Raw genomic sequence first — 16,390 nt, forward strand, 5'->3', positions numbered from 1 at the left:
GCTTTCCCTTCCGCTCAGGCCTTCGACGCCTTTTCCAGGAACAGCTGCGACATCGCGGTCGGCTGCACGCCGGCCACGCCCTTCGCCGTCGCCGTCAGATAGTCGTAGAAATAGCCGAAGATGACCGGCGTCTCCTCGAGCAGAAGTTTCTGGATCTTGCCTGCCGTCGCCTTCTGCGCTTCGAGATCGAGGGCCGCGATATAGCTGGTCGCCAGCGCGTCGTAGTCCTTGTTCTTGAAGTGCGCCGCGTTCCACGTGCCTTCGCTCTTCAGCGGGGCGGCAAGATAGACGTTCGGCACGCCGCGGTGGCCGTAGTCGGTGATGCCCATTTCCGAGTCCAGCCAGTTCGATTTGCCGAACACGGCGTCGCCGTAATAGGCGCTCTGGTCGAGGATGTTGAGCTCGAGCTCGATGCCGATTTCCTTGACCCAGTTCTGGATGAGCTGGGCGTATTCGGGGATTTCGAGATAGCGCTCGGTGGTCAGCGTCATCTTGAAGCCCTTGCCCGCGCCCGCCGCCTCCATGAGTTGCTTGGCCTGCGCGATGTCCTGCTTGCGCTGCGGCACGCTCGCATCGGTCGAGGGATAAACCGGGGCGAACGGGCTGTCGTTGCCAGCCACGGCGCGCCCCTTCATCAGGCCCGCGACCAGCTTGTCGCGGTCCAGGCTGAGCGCGATGGCGCGGCGCACGCGCGCATCCTTCATCGGCCCGTCGTCGCAGCGCAGGTGCAGTTGCTGGTGCGCCGACGATTTCAGGCTGATGATGTCGATGTTGGGATCGTTGAGCAGCGCCACGCCAGACAGCACAGGCATCTGGTTGATGATGTCGACCTGCCCGCCCTGCAGCGCCAGGATCATTGGCTGCATGTCGGCAAAGAAGGTGAATTCGGTGCGTTCCGGCAGCGCCTTCTCGCCCCAGTAGCCTTCGTTGCGGACGAAGGACGCGCCGACCTTTGGCGTGTATTTGTCGATCTTGAAGGGCCCGGTGCCGTCGAAGCTCTTTTCGTAGTCGCCCTTGTAACTCGCCGGCACGATGACGGCGTTGTAATTGTCGGACGACACCATGTAGGGAAAGTTGCCGTTCGGGGCGTCGAGGTGGAATTCCACCGTGTAGTCGTCGACCTTCTTGCTGGCGCCCTTCGACAGGATGCCGGTGAACACCGACAGTGCGTTGGACGAGTTGGCCGGGTCGGCGATCCGGTCGATGCTGGCCACCACGTCGTCGGCCTTCATCTCGCCGCCGCTATGGAACTTCACGCCCTTGCGCAGCTTGAAAGTCCACACCGAGCCGTTGTCGTTCGGCTTCCAGCTTTCAGCCAGCGCCGGCTTGAGCACGAGATCGGGGCCGTCGACGCAGAGGAACTCCGCGACTTGCTGCATGATCAGCAGGCCGCCGGCATCGGCGATGGTGACAGGATCGATCGTCGCCGCCGGCACGCTGCTTGCGACGCGGATTGTGGCGCCTGGCGCGCCTTGCGCCCGGACGAGCGACGGCATGGCGCCGAGGCCCGCGGCCGTGGTGATGCCGCCCAGCAGCGGCAGCGACAGGCCGAGCAGGCTGCCATGGCGGATGAAGTCGCGGCGGCTGACACGGCCGTCGACGAGACCGTCGATGAGGTGATTTTCGAGCGGCGAGCGGTTGCGCCGGATGAGGTCGAGAATGCGATAATTCTTGCTCATGGGTTTGACCCTTTCCCCTGTTTCTTATGGTTGACGAAAATTCGCGACTACACCGTTTCCGGTCGCCAGAGGCCTGTAGACCGGGACTGTAGCACGCGGTTTTGTCCGGTCCATCCAGTCCTTGGCGTGGACGTGCCGGTTTCTGGGCTGCACTGCTTCCTCTGGTCCGTGGCCACCCTTTCCGATCGGGATCGCGGTGGCTGGTTTCTTCTGTTTTGGCCGGCCGCCCTCATCTAGTTCAGCGGCAAACGACGGTAAGTTCCGGGCTTTGCCGGATCGTGATATTTGTTGCAGGGCCCGTTCTCGGCGAAGTCGCGATGGCAGGCAGCGAGCCGTTCTCGCGACAATGTGATGCCGAGACCGGGCCCCTCCGGCACAGGCACGACATTGTTCCTCGGGCAAAACGGTCCTTCCTCGGTGATGTCGGTCGGTTGCATGCGAAACAGCGACTGGTTCGGTTCCCGTATCCAGCCGAGCGCCGCGCATAGATGCAGGTAGGCGGCGCTGCCGATGCCGCTGTCGCCGCTGTAGCACCAGAAATCGATGCCGGCGTGCTCGCAGGCGCCGACGAAGCGCAGCATGCGGCCGATGCCGCCATGCGCGGTTGGATTGCCGACGAAGGCGTCGGGCACCTTGAGGTCCATGGCGCGGGCGATGTCGATGTTGTGGGTCGAGAACGGGATCGAGCAATGGCGCCTGAGTTCGCGCATCTCCTCGATCGTCGCCACTGGATCCTCCCAATTGCGCACGCTAAGCTCTTCCAGCGGCCGCGTCAGTCGCCGGGCGGTGCTGAGCGAATAGGCCTGGTTGGAATCGATGCGGATCATTGCATCGTCGCCGAGCTTCCTGCGGATCAATTCGATCATCTTCAGCGAGATTTTTGGATCCTGCGTCGAGAACTTCCCTTCGAAGAAGGTCGTTCCGTGGGTCTCATGAAGCTCGACGCAGTAGTCGGCGACTTCCTCCGCTGTCGTCTCGCCTTTCACGCTTGGCCCGTCGCCGCGCAGCGAAAAGTAATCGGTGAACGGGATCTCCTTGCGCACGGCGCCGCCGAGCAGTTGGTAGAGCGGCTGGTTCCACACCTTGCCGCGCAGGTCCCAGAGCGCCATCTCGATCGCGCCGAAGGCCATGATGCGGGTGCGGTCGTTGATCGACTGCACGCCGGTCCAGTAGGGGAGGCAGACATGCTCGGCGCCGGCGATGTCGAAGGCGTCGCGGCCCACGAGCCGCGGTGCCAGGATGTCGTTGATGATCGCGGCTGCCGCCGGTATCGGTGCTTCGCCGAGGCCGATCAGGCCATCTTCGGTCTCCACTTCGACAATGGTCGGCGAGAAGCCGTCGAGTTCACCGAACACCCAGGCGTAAGGCGCCTCGAGCCTGAGGTTGATCGGCGTCGCGTTGATGCCGCGGATTTTCACCGGCCGACCTCGAAGAAGGGCTTGCCGAGCAGATCCGGGACGACGTCGATGCCGAGGCCCGGACCATCCGGAACGCCCATGCGGCTGCCGGTGACCGGCGGCTTGTTCGACGCCGTGCGCACCGTCACCCATTCGTGGAAGGCGATGGCGTGCAGGCGGCGCTCCTGCGGCGTCGACAGCGACAGATGCGCCATAGCCGCCGTGTCGATCTCGGCGCCGCCGGTATCCTCGACGGTGATCATGAAGCCGAGGTCGACGGCGACATCGCGGATCAGCCGGGTCCTGCCGACGCCGCCGAGCCGCGAGATCTTCAGCGTCAGCCCGTCGGCCGCGCCCCGGCGATGAATTTCCAGCATGTCCTCCAGCGAGGTGACGGATTCGTCGAGCACCATCGGCTTGTCGAGCATGCGGCGCACCGACATGTTTTCCTCGATCGTCGTGCAGGGTTGCTCGAATGTGTAATCGATCGAGCGCGTCGCATCAGCGAACTGGCGCGCCTGGTAGTGCGTCCAGCCGGCATTGGCATCGCAGAAGATGACAGTGTCTTTCGGCACTGAGGCGGCGACCGCCGTGACGCGTTCGATGTCGTCGCGAACGTTGCCGCCGACCTTGACCTGCAGCCGGTGGAAGCCGTCCTGGACGATGCGCTGCGCAAGGGCGGCCATGGCATCGACGCTGCCATGGGTGACGACCTTGTAAAGCTCGGCCGTGTCGCTCTCCTTGCCGCCCAGCATCGTCACCAGCGGCACGTCGGCGGCGCGCGCGGCGAGATCCCAGCAGGCCATGTCGAGCGCCGACTTGATGTAGGGATGCCCTTTGAACACGATGTCCATCAGCCGGCCGATGCCGGCGAGGCCGCGCGGGTCGTGGCCGATGAGGTGCGGGGCGATCTCCATAACGCCGGCACGGGCGCCCGCCGGGAAGGCGGCCGAATAGAAATTGCCGAGCGGCGCCATCTCGCCCCAACCGGTGATGCCATCGTTCGAGGTGATGGCGACGATCACCGCGTCGAAGGCGTCGGCGACGCGCCCCTTGGACATGCGGTAGGGGCCGTCCACGAAGGGCTGCACGACATGGTAGGCTTTGATGGTTGCGATCTGCACGTTAATGTCCGTTGTCCGCTGGGGAAGTATCAAGCGCCTTTCGACGGGCGACGTTCGAGAGCGCGCGCGTAGGCAAGAAGCTCTTCGAAGTCGTGGTCTATATGCTCGCGGGCGTGGCGCTGGGCAGCGCGCATGTCGTCGCCCTTGAGCAGCCGCACGTAAGTCTCGTGAACGTTCTCGGCAGGCACCGCTTCGTTGCGTGCCTGTTGGTGCAGGGCAAAATACATCTGCAACCGGCTGGTCAGCCGTTGCCATGTTTCCAAAAGAACGGAATTGTCGGCCCATTCGTGAATCAGGCCATGCAGTTGCAGCGCGGTTTCGATCTGCCTTGTGGTGTCGCGGTCGCGCGTCGCCTGCTTCACCGCCTCATGGCGCCGGTCGAGCTCATCGAAAAAGCGCCGGTCGCGCAGCTCCCATGTCCGCTCGATGGCGAATTCGTCGAGCACCTTGTTGAGCGAGTAGACATCGTCGATGTCCTTGGCGGTGACATTGATGACGAAGGTGCCGGCATAGGGGATGCTGGTCAGGATGCCTTCCTGCACCAGCTCGCGCATTGCTTCGCGCAAAGGCGCGCGGCTGACGCGCATCTGCTCGGAAATCCGCAGCTCGTTGAGCTTCTGGCCCGGCTCCAACTGGCCGGTCAGGATTGCCCGTCGCAGCAGCGCCACGATCTCCGCGCGTCGGGTCGTATCCGCGATTGGACTGAAATCCGCCTTTGCCATCCCGGCCACTCCCGACGAAACAAGGGCAAGACAAGCAGATTGTCGACAATCTAACAAGGACTTTTGCGGCTTTTTTCACATGGCCGGTACTGGTCGGGCGGAGCTGCTCGCAAAAGCGGCGCCCGCGACCTGTGGGAAGGCCGGGGCGCCGCGCTGAAACCGGGCCTGCGGGGGAGTCAGGTGGCCGGTTTCTGTGGCAGTGGCGAAATCGGCATTCCAGGGCCGATCTTCTGCAGATTGCCTGTTATCACCCGGTCGCCTTCCGTGACTCCGCTCAGGATGGCCACCAGGTCGCCGCTGGTCGGCCCGGTCGAGACCAGCCGCTGGTCGACCGTGTTGCCCTTGCCGACGACGTAGAGATATTTGCCGAGCTGGCTCGAACCCAGTGCCACCTGCGGCACCATAAGCGCATCGGGCTGCTGTTTGACGTGCAGCCGGACGCGGACATATTGGCCAGGCAGCAGCGCGAACTTGGCGTTGCCGATGGTGGCGCGCGCGGTGATGGTGCCGGTCGAATGGTCGATCGTGTTGTCGATGAAGGTGAGTTCACCCTTCTGATGGGCTTCGGTCTCGCCCGGGAGCAGCACCTCGACCTCGATCGGGCCAGCGGCACGAGCTTCCTCGATCTGCGCCAGATCGCTCTCGCTCGGATTGAAGGTTACATAGATCGGGTCGAGCTGCACCAGCGTGTTGAGCACCGTGCCGGCGACGCTGACCAGCGTGCCGATCGAGGCCTGGTTACGGCCGATGCGGCCTGCGAAGGGAGCGCGAATCTCCGAATAGCTCAAATTGAGCTCGGCCGAGCGGACCGCCGCCTGGTTGAGCGCCAGCGACGCCTGCGCCTCGCGCAAGGTGCTGGTGCGCTGGTCGAAGCTGTCCTTGGCCAGATAGCCGCTCTTGGCGAGCTCGGTGCCGCGGCCGAGATTGGAGCGGGCATAGTCGAGCGTCGCTGTATCACGCTGCACCTGCGCCTTCGCCTGGTCGAGCGCCGCCTGGAAGTCCTGCGGCGCGATCTTGTAGAGGAGGTCGCCCTTCCTGACGTCGGCGCCGTCTTCGGCGGCCTGCTCTTCCAGGTAGCCCGGCACTCTGGCCTGCAGCGTGACGCTGCGGATCGGTTCGGTGCGGGCGGCATAGTCGAGATAGATCGGGATCGTCTTCTTCACCACGCTGGTCACCGGCACCGGCATGACGAATGCCGCGGGAGCGGGCGTTGCCGCTCCGGCCGTGCCGGCATTGAGGCTGAGGCTGCCCATATCGAGCAGGTGAACGCTCGCCACCGAGATTGCACCCAGCGCGACAGCGGCGCCCAAAGCGATTTTCCATTTACGCATGTTCAGTCTCCAATCTTATTCGGCCGCTTGCGCCATGGGCGGCAAGGCGGGTTCGGCAGTTGGTTCGGAATGCAGGGAAGCGGGCTCGTCGCCGCCGCGCCGTTCGCGCAGCTGTTCGATGACCGCATAGAAGACCGGCACGAACACCAGCGACAGGATGGTCGCCGCCACCATGCCGCCGAAGACGGTGGTGCCGATCGATTGACGGCTGGCAGCACCGGCGCCGGTCGCGAACATCAGCGGCAGCACGCCCAGGATGAAGGCGAAGGCCGTCATCAGGATCGGCCGCAGCCTCAGCCGTGCCGCTTCCATCGCCGCTTCGACGATGCTGAGGCCTTCTTCGCGCCGTCGCCGGGCGAACTCGACGATCAGGATGGCGTTCTTCGCCGCCAGGCCGATCAGCATGACGAAGCCGATCTGCGAGTAGACGTCGATCTGCATGCCGCGCACCCACAGCACCACGAACGCGCCGAACAAGGCGAGCGGCACTGCCAGCAGCACCATGAACGGCATCGCCCAGCTCTCATATTGCGCCGCCAGGATCAGGAAGACGAAGACGATGGCGAGGCCGAAGACGACCGACGCAATCGATCCCGCCTTGAGCTCCTGGAAGGTGATGCCGGTCCATTCGAAGCCGAAATCCCTTGGTAGAGCCGTGGCGGCGGCCCGCTCCATGGCGGCGACCGCCTGGCCCGACGAATAGCCGGGCGCGGCGCCGCCATTGATCGAGGCCGAGGCGTTGTTGTTGTAGTGCGGCACCGTTTCCGGGCCGACGAACGGCACCAGCTTGCCCAGCGTGCTGAGCGGCACCATGCCGCCGGAGGCATTGCGCACATAGAGCCGCGAAATGTCGGCCGCACCCGCGCGTGCATCCTTGTCGGCCTGGATGGTCACCCGGAAGGTGCGGCCGAACAGGTTGAAGTCGTTGACGTAGAGCGAGCCGAGATAGATCTGCAGCGTGTTGAAGACGTCAGGCAGGTTAAGCCCGAGCAGCTTCGCCTTGGCGCGGTCGAGGTCGTAGTTGAACTGCGGCGTCGAGGTCGAGAACGGGGAGAAAAGCTGCTGCGGGTTGATTTCCGGCTGCTTGCGCGCCTCGGCGATCACGGCTTGCGTTGCGTCGTTGAGCGCGGTGCTGCCGCGGCCGGTAAGGTCCTCGACGACGAATTCGAAGCCGCCCGTGGTGCCGATACCCGGGATCGAGGGCGGATCGAAGGAGAGCGCGAACGCCTCCGGGATCTGCATCAGCTTGCCGCGCACGTCGGCGACGAGCTTGGAGGCGCTCTGGTCGGGGCCACGCTCTTCCCACGGCTTCAGGATGGCGAATTCGACCGCGGAATTCGACTGCGCGGCACTGGTCAGGAAGTTCAGGCCGCTGATCGAGCCGACGATGTCGACGCCGGGCGTCGATTGCAGGATGTCGCGCGCCTTCTGCGCCACCGCGTCGGTGCGTTCCAGCGAAGCGCCGTCGGGCAACTGGATGACGACGAAGAAATAGCCCTGGTCCTCGACCGGAAGGAAGGTCGAGGGAAGCTTCGCCCAGACGAAATAGGTGGCGACCAGCCCGGCCGCGAACAGGCCGAGCATGATCCAGCGCAAACGGATGAGGATGCGCACGCCATTGGCATAGGCATGCGACAGCCTGTCAAAGCCCGAATTGAACCAGCGGAACAGCACGAATTGCGTGCCTTGGCGATGGCGCAGGAAGGCGGCGCTCAGCGCCGGGCTCAGCGTCAGCGAATTGAAGGCGGAAATGCCGACCGAGATCGCCACCGTCAGCGCGAACTGGTTGTAGAGGCGTCCCGAAACGCCGGGGATGAAGGCGACCGGCACGAAGACGGCCATCAGCACGGCTGTGGTGGCGATGATCGGACCGGTGACCTCGGCCATGGCGGCTTTCGTCGCTGCCAGCGGTTTCAGCCCGGCCTCGAGCTGTCGTTCGACATTCTCGACCACCACGATGGCATCATCGACGACAAGGCCGATCGCCAGCACCATGCCGAGCAGGGAGAGCATGTTGAGCGAGAAGCCCATCATCTCCATGACGACGAGCGTCGCCACCAGCGACACCGGAATGGCGATCGTCGGAATGATTGTGGTGCGCCAGCTTTGCAGGAAGATGAACACCACGGCGACGACGAGAACCAGAGCCTCGCCAAGCGTGATCAGCACGTCATGCATGGAGGCCGAGACGAAGCGCGTCGTGTCGTAGTGCATGGCATAGCTGACGCCCTTGGGGAAGCGGGCGGACAGCTCCTGCATCTTGTCCTTGACGCGCTGCTGCAGATCGAGCGCGTTGGAGCCGGGCATCTGGTAGACGGCGAGCACCACGGTCGGGTCCTTGCCGAAAAAGGCCGACGACGAATATTGCAGGGCGCCGAGCTCGATGCGGGCGACGTCGCGCAGCCGCACCAGCGAGCCGGTGGTGGTGTTGGCGCGCACCACGATGTCGCCGAACTCCTTGGGATCGCTCAACCGGCCGACGGCATTGACCTGCATCTCGAAAGCGGTGCCGGCAGGCGCCGGAGACTGGCCGATCTTGCCGGCGGCCACCTGGACGTTCTGCTCGGCAATGGCGTTCTGGACGTCGACGGCGGTGATGCCGAGATTGGCGAGCTTGTCCGGATCGAGCCAGACGCGCATCGAATAGCGCCGCTCGCCGAAGATCTGCACGTCACCGACACCGGGCAGCCGCTTCAGCGGGTCGACCACTTGCAGATAGGCAAGGTTCGACAGCGCCACCGGGTCGACGGAGCCGTCGGGCGAGGTGAGGTTGACGATGAGGACAAAGTTCGGATTCTGCTTCTTGATAGTCACGCCGCCCTGATTGACGATCGCCGGCAGCGACGAGGCAGCCTGCGAGACGCGGTTCTGGACGTCGACGGCGGCGGTGCTCAGGGAATAGCCGACATCGAAGGTGATGGTGATCGTCGAGGAACCGTCATTGGAGCTGGTCGACGACATGTAGGTCATGCCTTGCACGCCGTTGATCTGCTGCTCCAGCGGCGTCGTCACAGTGTCGGCGACCACCTGCGCGCTGGCTCCCGGATAGTGGGCGCTGACCACGACCTGCGGCGGTGTGATGTCGGGAAACTGCGAGACGGGCAGCAGGAAATAACAAATCGTCCCGGCGAGCACCATGATGATGGCGATCGCCGAGGCGAAGATCGGGCGGTGAATGAAGAAGTTTACCACGACACGCACGCCTCTCCGGCTGCTCTTGCCCTGCCGAACGCAGTGGCAACCCTGGACAGCCTCTGGCCGCGTCCGAACTCTTCCGACGAACGGAGCAACGGCACCTCGCCGCGCTGCGAACCGGCAAGCGTGCGCAGCATTGTTTCGAAAGCGCGCGGATCGACCCCGTCGGCTTTCATGACCAGCCGGATCATCGGATCCCGGACGGCTTCATCTATGGTAAGATCGCGGCGCTGTGGCATTGGCCGGCTCCTTGTCTGTCGATTCGCAGCCCATGCTCGCGAACCGTTTTTCATCTCTTCACCGGCCGGAGCCGCATGAAATGCAATTTTTCGCCCGCCCCGATCTGGCCGGACCAGATCACGGTCTTGTTATTGACGGCGGACGCCATAGGTGTTACCAGTAAGTAACATTCTGGAAGTTACAGACCGGTAACACCCTAGTCAAGAGGTGGCCGAGGGATTTTTGGAAACGAAAGGAGATCAATGATGACAGACGGCGTCGTGGAGCGTCCTCGTCCCCGGGATCGGATCCTGGAGACGGCGCGCGACATGTTCCACAAGCACGGCATCAAGGGCGTCGGCGTCGACGCCATCACCGAGGCTGCCGGCACGAACAAGATGACGCTCTACCGTCATTTCGAATCCAAGGACGATCTGATCATCGAATGCCTGCGCGCCACCGCATCAAAGGCCGGCGCGATGTGGGACGCATTCGAAGCCGAGCACCCGGGCGACAAGCTCGCGCAACTGCATGCCTGGGTTCGCAAGGCGGCCGAGATGCTTACGGCCGATTGCCGGGGCTGCGACATGGCCAACGCCGCGGTTGAGCTGACTGAACCCGACCATCCGGCCAGGCGCGTGATCAAGGAACTCAAGGAAGCCCAGCGCGAGCGCTTGGTGGCGCTCTGCCGGGGCGCCGGCATCGGCCAGGCCGAACTTCTGGCCGATACGCTTTCGCTGCTGTGCGAAGGCGCGCGCGTGAGCGTGCAGACCGTTGGCACCGAAGGTCCCAGCGCGCAATTGGTGCGCATGGCGGAAGGGTTGATCCAGTCCTTCAGGGGCGGAGCCGCCGCGGGCTGATCCATCGGCAAGGCTCATTGGCGCCGGACAGCGCGTGCGCTTCCGGTTTGCCGTGGCTTTGATGTTGCGTGGATTCCCTGCCGTTCCCGGAAATGTCCGGCATGCAATAAAAAAGCCCGCTGCCGGGAGGAGGTGGCAGCGGGCTCGATTTCGAATGTGGTGCGGGAGGAGGTGCACCCCACTCAGCGCCGGCATCGCATCTGGGAGGAGTAGATGGCCGACAACCAAAAGCTATGAGTTGCCCAATGATTCGGCAATCGTGAATCGTGCATAGCAGCTGTGCAGATTCGCCGTATCGCTCGCGACGTGACCGGAAGGCCTCGCGGCCCGCGTCACTGCACCGGGACGTTTTCCCGGAAGATCAGCCGCGGCTCGATGAATTTCCGCGTCAGGTAGGGCGCCGATGATGCGATCGAGCCAAGCAGGCGGATGACCGATTGCTCGGCGATCAGCCTGGCATTCTGGTCGATGACGACGTCGGCGAGATCGTCGACGAGATAGCCGCGCGTTTCCCTCGTCAGGTCGTGACAGATGAATACCGGCTTGCGGTTGGGCCTGGCCTCCCGGATGGCCTTGGCAACGCCGGAGCGTCCGGCTCCAATGCAATAGATGCCGAGCAGTTCCGGCTCGTTGCGCAGCGCCTTCATGGTTTCGGCATAGCTGGCACCGGTCTCGTCGTTGATCTCGACGGCGCTGCTGACGCTCAGGTTGGGGAACTCCTCGCCGAGCACGGAGCGGAAACCCATCTCACGTTCCTCATGGCCGCGATAGGAGCGCGAGCCGACCACCATCGCCAACTGGCCCTCGCGGTCGCCGAGGAAACGCCCCATCAGGAGTGCGGCGGTCCGTCCCGCCACCCGGTTGTCTATGCCGACATAGGCCGAGCGTGGTGCGGCCGGAATATCGGACACCAGCATCACCAGGCGAATGCCGGCCTCGACGATGTCGCGCAGGATGTTGCGCGTCCTGGGATGATCGACGGCGATGACGCCGACGCCGTTGGCTTTCAGCGACAGGTTTTCGACGGCGGTCTGCAAAGCGTTCGGCGAGATTCCGGCGAGGTTGTGGATCCGGCACGAGGCAACGAGCGGCAGGCGCGAGGCATAATCCTCGATATGCCTGGCCAAATCCTGCATGAAGGCGTTGCTGCCGATCGGCAGGAAGAATTCCAGATTGGCCGGCCGCGAGGGGAGCGTTACCTGATCGGCGACCGGCAGATAGCCGAGCTGCTTGGCGGCCTCCATGACGCGCTGCCGGTTGGCCGCGGTGACCCCCTTCCGGTTGTTGAGCACCCTGTCGACCGTCGCCGTCGACAGTTCGCAGTTCCTGGCGATGTCAGAGACGGTGGCTTTCATGCCGCAACCCTATTGCCGATGCGATGGCACGCCAGACGGGCGATTTGAGCGGCGCCGATCGCGCCCATTCGCCCGGATGCCCATTCTGCTGTTTCGCCAGGGATGTTGCGCTCGTCCTCAATGCGACCCCTTGCCATCGGCGATGGCGTCGCGGATCTCCTTGTCCGACATGCCGGTGATGACGCGTTCAACCTCCGCCACGCTGGTCGTCTTGGGGTCGATGTCCCCGGCCACCACCTTGCCGCGCCGCATGACGACGATGCGGTCCACCACCTGGAAGACATGGTGGATGTTGTGCGCGATGAAGATGCAGGAATGGCCGGAATCGCGCGCGCTGCGCACGAAGCTCAGCACGCCCTGGGTTTCGGCGACGCCGAGATTGTTGGTCGGTTCGTCGAGGATGATGAGATCGCTGTCGAAATGCATGGCGCGCGCGATCGCCACCGCCTGGCGCTCGCCGCCGGAGAGCGAGCCGATCGGCGTGGTCGGCGGAATGTTCTTGGAAATGCCGACCTGCTTGAGCAGGTCGCGGGCGACCGTGTTCATCGCCTCCTGGTCCATGCGGTTGAGGAAGCGCGGCGGCTTGATCGGCTCGCGCCCGAGGAACAAATTGCGGGCGATCGACAATTGCGTGACCAGCGCCGAGTCCTGGTAGATGGTCTCTATGCCGTTGGCGATGGCGTCGCTGGTGTTGCGCAGGTTCACCTTCTTGCCGCGGATGAAGATGTCGCCGCTGGTCAGCGGCACCGCGCCCGACAGCACTTTGATCAGCGTCGACTTGCCGGCGCCATTGTCGCCGAGCAGGCCGACGATCTCGCGCTCGTTGACATGGAAATTGGCGTCCACCAGCGCCTGCACGCGCCCGTAGGACTTGCGGATGTTCTGCATGCGGATCAGTGGCTCGGCCATGGTTCACGTCCCTGCCTGATGCCGGCGTTCCAGCCATGAATGAAGCGCCATCATGCCAAGGATGATCGCGCCGATGAAGATGTTGTAGGCAAGGCCGGGCACGCCGATCAGCACGATGCCGTTGCGCATGACGCGCAGGATAAGGATGCCGAGCACGGTGCCGATGATGGTGCCGCGCCCGCCCGTCAGCGCCGTGCCGCCGATCACCACCATGGCGATGACCTCGAGTTCGTAGCCGGTGCCGCTGTTGGGGTTGGCCGCCGAGGTGCGCAGCGAGGAGATGACGCCGGCAAGCGAGGCCATGACCGAGGACAGCACGAACAGGCCGATCTTGACGCGGCTGACATTGACGCCGCGCGCCCTCGCAGCGTTCGGGTTGCCGCCGGCGGCCTGGATCCAGTTGCCGGTGCGGCTTTGCGTCAGCACATAGCCCAGCGCGATGGCCGCGGCGATGAACCAGAACAGCGACATGTAGATGCGGAACGGGCCGATGAAGAAATCGCCGACCAGCGCCTCCGCCAGCCAACTGCCCTCGGCGCTCCAGGTGCGCTGCGGAAAGCCGTCGGTGACGAACAGCGCGGTGCCGCGCACCACCAGGAGCATGCCGAGCGTGACCAGGAAGGACGGGATCTTGAGCTGCGTGACGAACCAGCCATTGACCAGGCCGATGAAGGCGGCGACCAGCAGCGCGACAACGAAGCCCATCTCCAGCGAGGTGAGGCCGCTGTTGAACAGCGTCCACATCAGCACGGGCGAGAAGCCGAACAGCGAGCCGACGGAAAGGTCGAACTCGCCCGACGTCATCAGCAACGTCATCGCCAGCGCGATCAGCCCGAGCTCGACCGTGAAAGCCAGCGTGTTGGAGATGTTCTGGGGTGACAGGAAGTCGTGGTTGAAACCCCAGAAGACGGCGATCTCGACGACGAGCAGCACGAAGGGGCCGAATTCCGGCCGCGCGATCAGGCCTTGGACAAGCGAACGATTTTCCACGTGTAACCCGCGACTGGTTGGAATGGGCCGGACCATCGGGCCGCATCAAACGGCTCGATACCAGGCGAAAGGGCGGGACGCCGCACGCCCGGTGGACGCGCGGCGCTGGAGATCAGGGGCTATTTGCCGGACAGGATCTTGTCGTAGATCTCGGCGGTGTCTTTCTCATAGAGCGCGCCGGTGATGACGTTGAAGCCCGGGGGAATGCCGCTTGCGGCCATGTTGGCGAGCGACAGCGCGACATAGCTGGTCGCTTGCGGATCCTGCCACTGGCCGGCATTGACGTAGCCGTTCAGCACTTCCTGGGTGGTGTCGAGCGAGTTGCCCCAGCCGACGACGGGGATTTCGCCGGGCTTGACGCCGACCTGGTCGAACACGCGTTTGATCGAGCCGGTGACGAGGTCGCCAAGGCCGATGATCGCCTTCACCTTGGCCTTGTTGGCGGTGAGATAGTCGACCATGCGGTTGATCACCTCGGCCTGGTCGAGCGTCGCCTCGGTCACCTCATAGGTGATGCCGAGCGGCTCGAACACGCTCTTGATGCCTTCCTCTTCCTGCACGCCATAGGTGGCGCCGGGAATCTCGACAGGCATCCAGACGAAGTCGCCCTTCTTCACCAGGCCCTTGTCGACCAGATACTGCGCCCAGTGCTTGCCGAAGGTGACATTGTCGCCGCCGACATAGGCGTTGAAATTGGCCTTGGGATCGGGCGTGTTGAAATTGATGATCGGAATGTTGGCCGCGCGGGCTTCCTTGACGATCTCGACAAGGCTGCCCGGATCGGGGCTGGTGGTGGTGATGCCGTCGGCCTTGGCCGAGATCGCGGCCCGCACCGCCTCCTGCTGCGAGGCGACGTCGCCATTGTGGAACGAGGTGTTGACGGTATTGCCGGTGTCCTTGGCCCATTGCTTGGCGCCGGCAAGGAAGTATGTCCAGACCGGATCGGCCGGGCCGCCATGTGAAATCCAGTAGAACGTCTTGGCCTGCGCCGCCGCCGGAATGACCGTCAGCGCGACCAGCAGGCCGTATAGAACCACTCTTAGCCGTGTCAGCATTTGATTTCCTCCCGTTTGAAACTGATCAGTTCGAAACCGCCCTCTTGATCGGGCAAGACCGCGTCCTCCCGCCAACGTCGTGTTGGATGATCAGAGCATCCTCTTTTTCGACAAATGGCAAGCCTCCGCCTGTCAGTCGTAGTCGGCGCCTGACGGGGCGCCATCAGCGGTCCCATCAGATTGCATCAGTTCGGATGATTTTTCGCGGCAGGTGATACCGGCCTCGAGGGTCGCCGGAGCGATGATTGACCGCCCTCGGGTGAACCCAGAGCTAGAGGAGGCCGGCCTTGGCAAGATCGCGCATCAGATGGCTGGCGCCGTAGGTCCAGTGCGGGCAGTCCGGCGACAGTCGCACCCGGTTGACCAGCGCGCCGAATTTCTCCGACGAGATGGTGACGATGTCGCCGACCTTATGGGTAAACCCCTTGCCCTTCTCGCCGCGGTCCTTCGAAGGCACGAACATGGTGCCGAGATAGAGCGCCAGGCCGTCCGGGTACTGGTGATGCGGGCCCATGGCAGCCGCTACGAGCTCTTCGGGAGAGCGGCTGATCTCGGCCATCGAGCTCGCGCCCTCCAGCGAGAACCCGTCCTCACCTTCCACTTTCAGCCGGACCACGGCCCGCTTTACGTCGTCGATGGAGAACGTGCCGTCGAACAGGCGGATGAAGGGGCCGAGCGAGGCGGAGGCGTTGTTGTCCTTGGCCTTGCCGAGCAGCAGCGCGGAGCGCCCTTCGACATCGCGCAGATTGACGTCGTTGCCGATGGTGGCGCCGACGATCCTGCCGCTTGAGGCGGCGATCACGGCGATCTCCGGCTCCGGATTGTTCCAGGTAGAGACGGGATGCAGGCCGACATCGGCGCCGAAACCGACCGAGGCCATCGGCTGGCATTTGGTGAAGATCTCGGCATCGGGGCCGATGCCCACTTCCAGATATTGCGACCAGGCGCCGCGCGCGATGAGCTTGGCCTTGATCTCCATCGCTTCCGGCGAACCGGGCTTGAGCTTGGACAGATCGTGGCCGATCAGCCCGGCAATGTCGGCGCGGATGGCGTCGGCCTTTTCCGCCGAACCGCGCGCCTGTTCCTCGATGACGCGTTCCAGCAGGCTGACGACGAAGGTGACGCCCGAGGCCTTGATCGCCTGCAGGTCGACGGGGGAGATGAGATAGGGCCTTGCCGGATCACGCGCGGCCTCGAAACTGTTGGCCGCGATATCATCGAGCGAGCCGATCGGCTTGCCCTTGGCCGAGCGCACATAACCGGCCGGATCGGCCATCTCGCAGATATCGCGCACGGTCGGCGCCGTGCTCGACGTGATGTCGAAGACGGTGCCATCACGCACCGTGACCACCAGGGGATGCGCGGCGTCGCTGCTTCTGGCGCGCCCGACAAAAAGGCCTTCGGCGGGCAGATGCATCGGGTTTGTCATGCGTGCGGTCCTCTGATCATCAAAAATGCGGCTCGCTGGTTCGGCGCGGCACTTTCACCGGATTCCTGTCAAAGGTCTATCCCGTTTGTGGTGAGCCAGGCGCCATGTCTGCCGGCGTCGTCGGC

13 protein-coding genes are annotated in these 16,390 nt (G+C 64.1%); 1 reads left to right on the forward strand and 12 read right to left on the reverse strand.

Translation table 11 applies throughout. The features are described from left to right. Positions 1-14 precede the first annotated feature (14 nt). The 7 genes from FJ428_RS02090 to FJ428_RS02120 all read right to left on the reverse strand — a co-directional run bounded on the left by FJ428_RS02090 (position 15) and on the right by FJ428_RS02120 (position 9,687). The gene (locus FJ428_RS02090) at positions 15-1,679 is read right to left on the reverse strand and encodes an ABC transporter substrate-binding protein (protein WP_140514726.1); all 1,665 of its coding nucleotides are present in this window, start codon (positions 1,677-1,679) and stop codon (positions 15-17) included. A gap of 233 nt (positions 1,680-1,912) precedes the next feature. Beyond that, positions 1,913-3,097 carry a mandelate racemase/muconate lactonizing enzyme family protein gene (locus tag FJ428_RS02095; protein WP_140878849.1) on the reverse strand — a complete coding sequence of 395 codons (1,185 nt, stop codon included), beginning with the start codon at positions 3,095-3,097 and terminating at the stop codon, positions 1,913-1,915. After that, the gene (locus tag FJ428_RS02100; RefSeq protein WP_140878850.1) at positions 3,094-4,200 is read right to left on the reverse strand and encodes a mandelate racemase/muconate lactonizing enzyme family protein; all 1,107 of its coding nucleotides are present in this window, start codon (positions 4,198-4,200) and stop codon (positions 3,094-3,096) included. The genes FJ428_RS02095 and FJ428_RS02100 overlap by 4 nt, the downstream gene beginning before the upstream one ends. A 29-nt stretch (positions 4,201-4,229) precedes the next feature. Beyond that, positions 4,230-4,922, reverse strand: coding sequence for a GntR family transcriptional regulator (locus FJ428_RS02105; protein ID WP_140497917.1), 693 nt, complete (start codon positions 4,920-4,922; stop codon positions 4,230-4,232). A gap of 176 nt (positions 4,923-5,098) precedes the next feature. After that, a complete protein-coding gene (locus FJ428_RS02110) occupies positions 5,099-6,253 on the reverse strand; it encodes an efflux RND transporter periplasmic adaptor subunit (protein ID WP_140878851.1) in 1,155 nt (384 codons plus the stop codon). A 15-nt stretch (positions 6,254-6,268) separates the two neighbouring features. After that, entirely contained in the window at positions 6,269-9,445 is a 3,177-nt protein-coding gene (locus tag FJ428_RS02115) for a multidrug efflux RND transporter permease subunit (RefSeq protein ID WP_140558296.1), read from the reverse strand. Continuing rightward, positions 9,439-9,687: a hypothetical protein gene (locus FJ428_RS02120; protein WP_140497921.1), complete on the reverse strand. Its 249-nt coding sequence runs from the start codon at positions 9,685-9,687 to the stop codon at positions 9,439-9,441. The genes FJ428_RS02115 and FJ428_RS02120 overlap by 7 nt, the downstream gene beginning before the upstream one ends. Before the next feature lie 246 nt (positions 9,688-9,933). On the opposite strand from FJ428_RS02120, the gene FJ428_RS02125 reads away from it, so the two are divergent. Beyond that, entirely contained in the window at positions 9,934-10,527 is a 594-nt protein-coding gene (locus FJ428_RS02125) for a TetR/AcrR family transcriptional regulator (protein ID WP_140497923.1), read from the forward strand. A 332-nt stretch (positions 10,528-10,859) separates the two neighbouring features. Here FJ428_RS02125 and FJ428_RS02135 read toward each other — a convergent pair whose 3' ends face one another. From FJ428_RS02135 to FJ428_RS02155, 5 genes are all read right to left on the reverse strand, one after another. Next, the gene (locus FJ428_RS02135; protein ID WP_140878852.1) at positions 10,860-11,882 is read right to left on the reverse strand and encodes a LacI family DNA-binding transcriptional regulator; all 1,023 of its coding nucleotides are present in this window, start codon (positions 11,880-11,882) and stop codon (positions 10,860-10,862) included. Positions 11,883-11,999: 117 nt separating this feature from the next. Next, positions 12,000-12,791: an ATP-binding cassette domain-containing protein gene (locus FJ428_RS02140; RefSeq protein WP_140497927.1), complete on the reverse strand. Its 792-nt coding sequence runs from the start codon at positions 12,789-12,791 to the stop codon at positions 12,000-12,002. Between the two features lie 3 nt (positions 12,792-12,794). Beyond that, complete coding sequence (locus FJ428_RS02145) at positions 12,795-13,781, reverse strand: ABC transporter permease (RefSeq protein WP_140558252.1); 987 nt, start codon at positions 13,779-13,781, stop codon at positions 12,795-12,797. 119 nt (positions 13,782-13,900) lie between these two features. Beyond that, entirely contained in the window at positions 13,901-14,836 is a 936-nt protein-coding gene (locus FJ428_RS02150) for a substrate-binding domain-containing protein (protein WP_140497931.1), read from the reverse strand. Between the two features lie 271 nt (positions 14,837-15,107). Next, a complete protein-coding gene (locus FJ428_RS02155; RefSeq protein WP_140878853.1) occupies positions 15,108-16,265 on the reverse strand; it encodes a fumarylacetoacetate hydrolase family protein in 1,158 nt (385 codons plus the stop codon). Positions 16,266-16,390: the final 125 nt, after the last annotated feature.

This window comes from Mesorhizobium sp. B2-8-1 (assembly GCF_006440955.1).
Taxonomy (GTDB): Bacteria; Pseudomonadota; Alphaproteobacteria; order Rhizobiales; family Rhizobiaceae; genus Mesorhizobium.

Coding starts and splice junctions, on each gene's coding strand:
- FJ428_RS02105 (WP_140497917.1), bottom strand. CDS start 4,922: ATGGCAAAGGCGGATTTCAGTCCAATCGCGGATACGACCCGACGCGCG.
- FJ428_RS02150 (WP_140497931.1), bottom strand. CDS start 14,836: ATGCTGACACGGCTAAGAGTGGTTCTATACGGCCTGCTGGTCGCGCTG.
- FJ428_RS02120 (WP_140497921.1), bottom strand. CDS start 9,687: ATGCCACAGCGCCGCGATCTTACCATAGATGAAGCCGTCCGGGATCCG.
- FJ428_RS02110 (WP_140878851.1), bottom strand. CDS start 6,253: ATGCGTAAATGGAAAATCGCTTTGGGCGCCGCTGTCGCGCTGGGTGCA.
- FJ428_RS02140 (WP_140497927.1), bottom strand. CDS start 12,791: ATGGCCGAGCCACTGATCCGCATGCAGAACATCCGCAAGTCCTACGGG.
- FJ428_RS02135 (WP_140878852.1), bottom strand. CDS start 11,882: ATGAAAGCCACCGTCTCTGACATCGCCAGGAACTGCGAACTGTCGACG.
- FJ428_RS02155 (WP_140878853.1), bottom strand. CDS start 16,265: ATGACAAACCCGATGCATCTGCCCGCCGAAGGCCTTTTTGTCGGGCGC.
- FJ428_RS02090 (WP_140514726.1), bottom strand. CDS start 1,679: ATGAGCAAGAATTATCGCATTCTCGACCTCATCCGGCGCAACCGCTCG.
- FJ428_RS02125 (WP_140497923.1), top strand. CDS start 9,934: ATGACAGACGGCGTCGTGGAGCGTCCTCGTCCCCGGGATCGGATCCTG.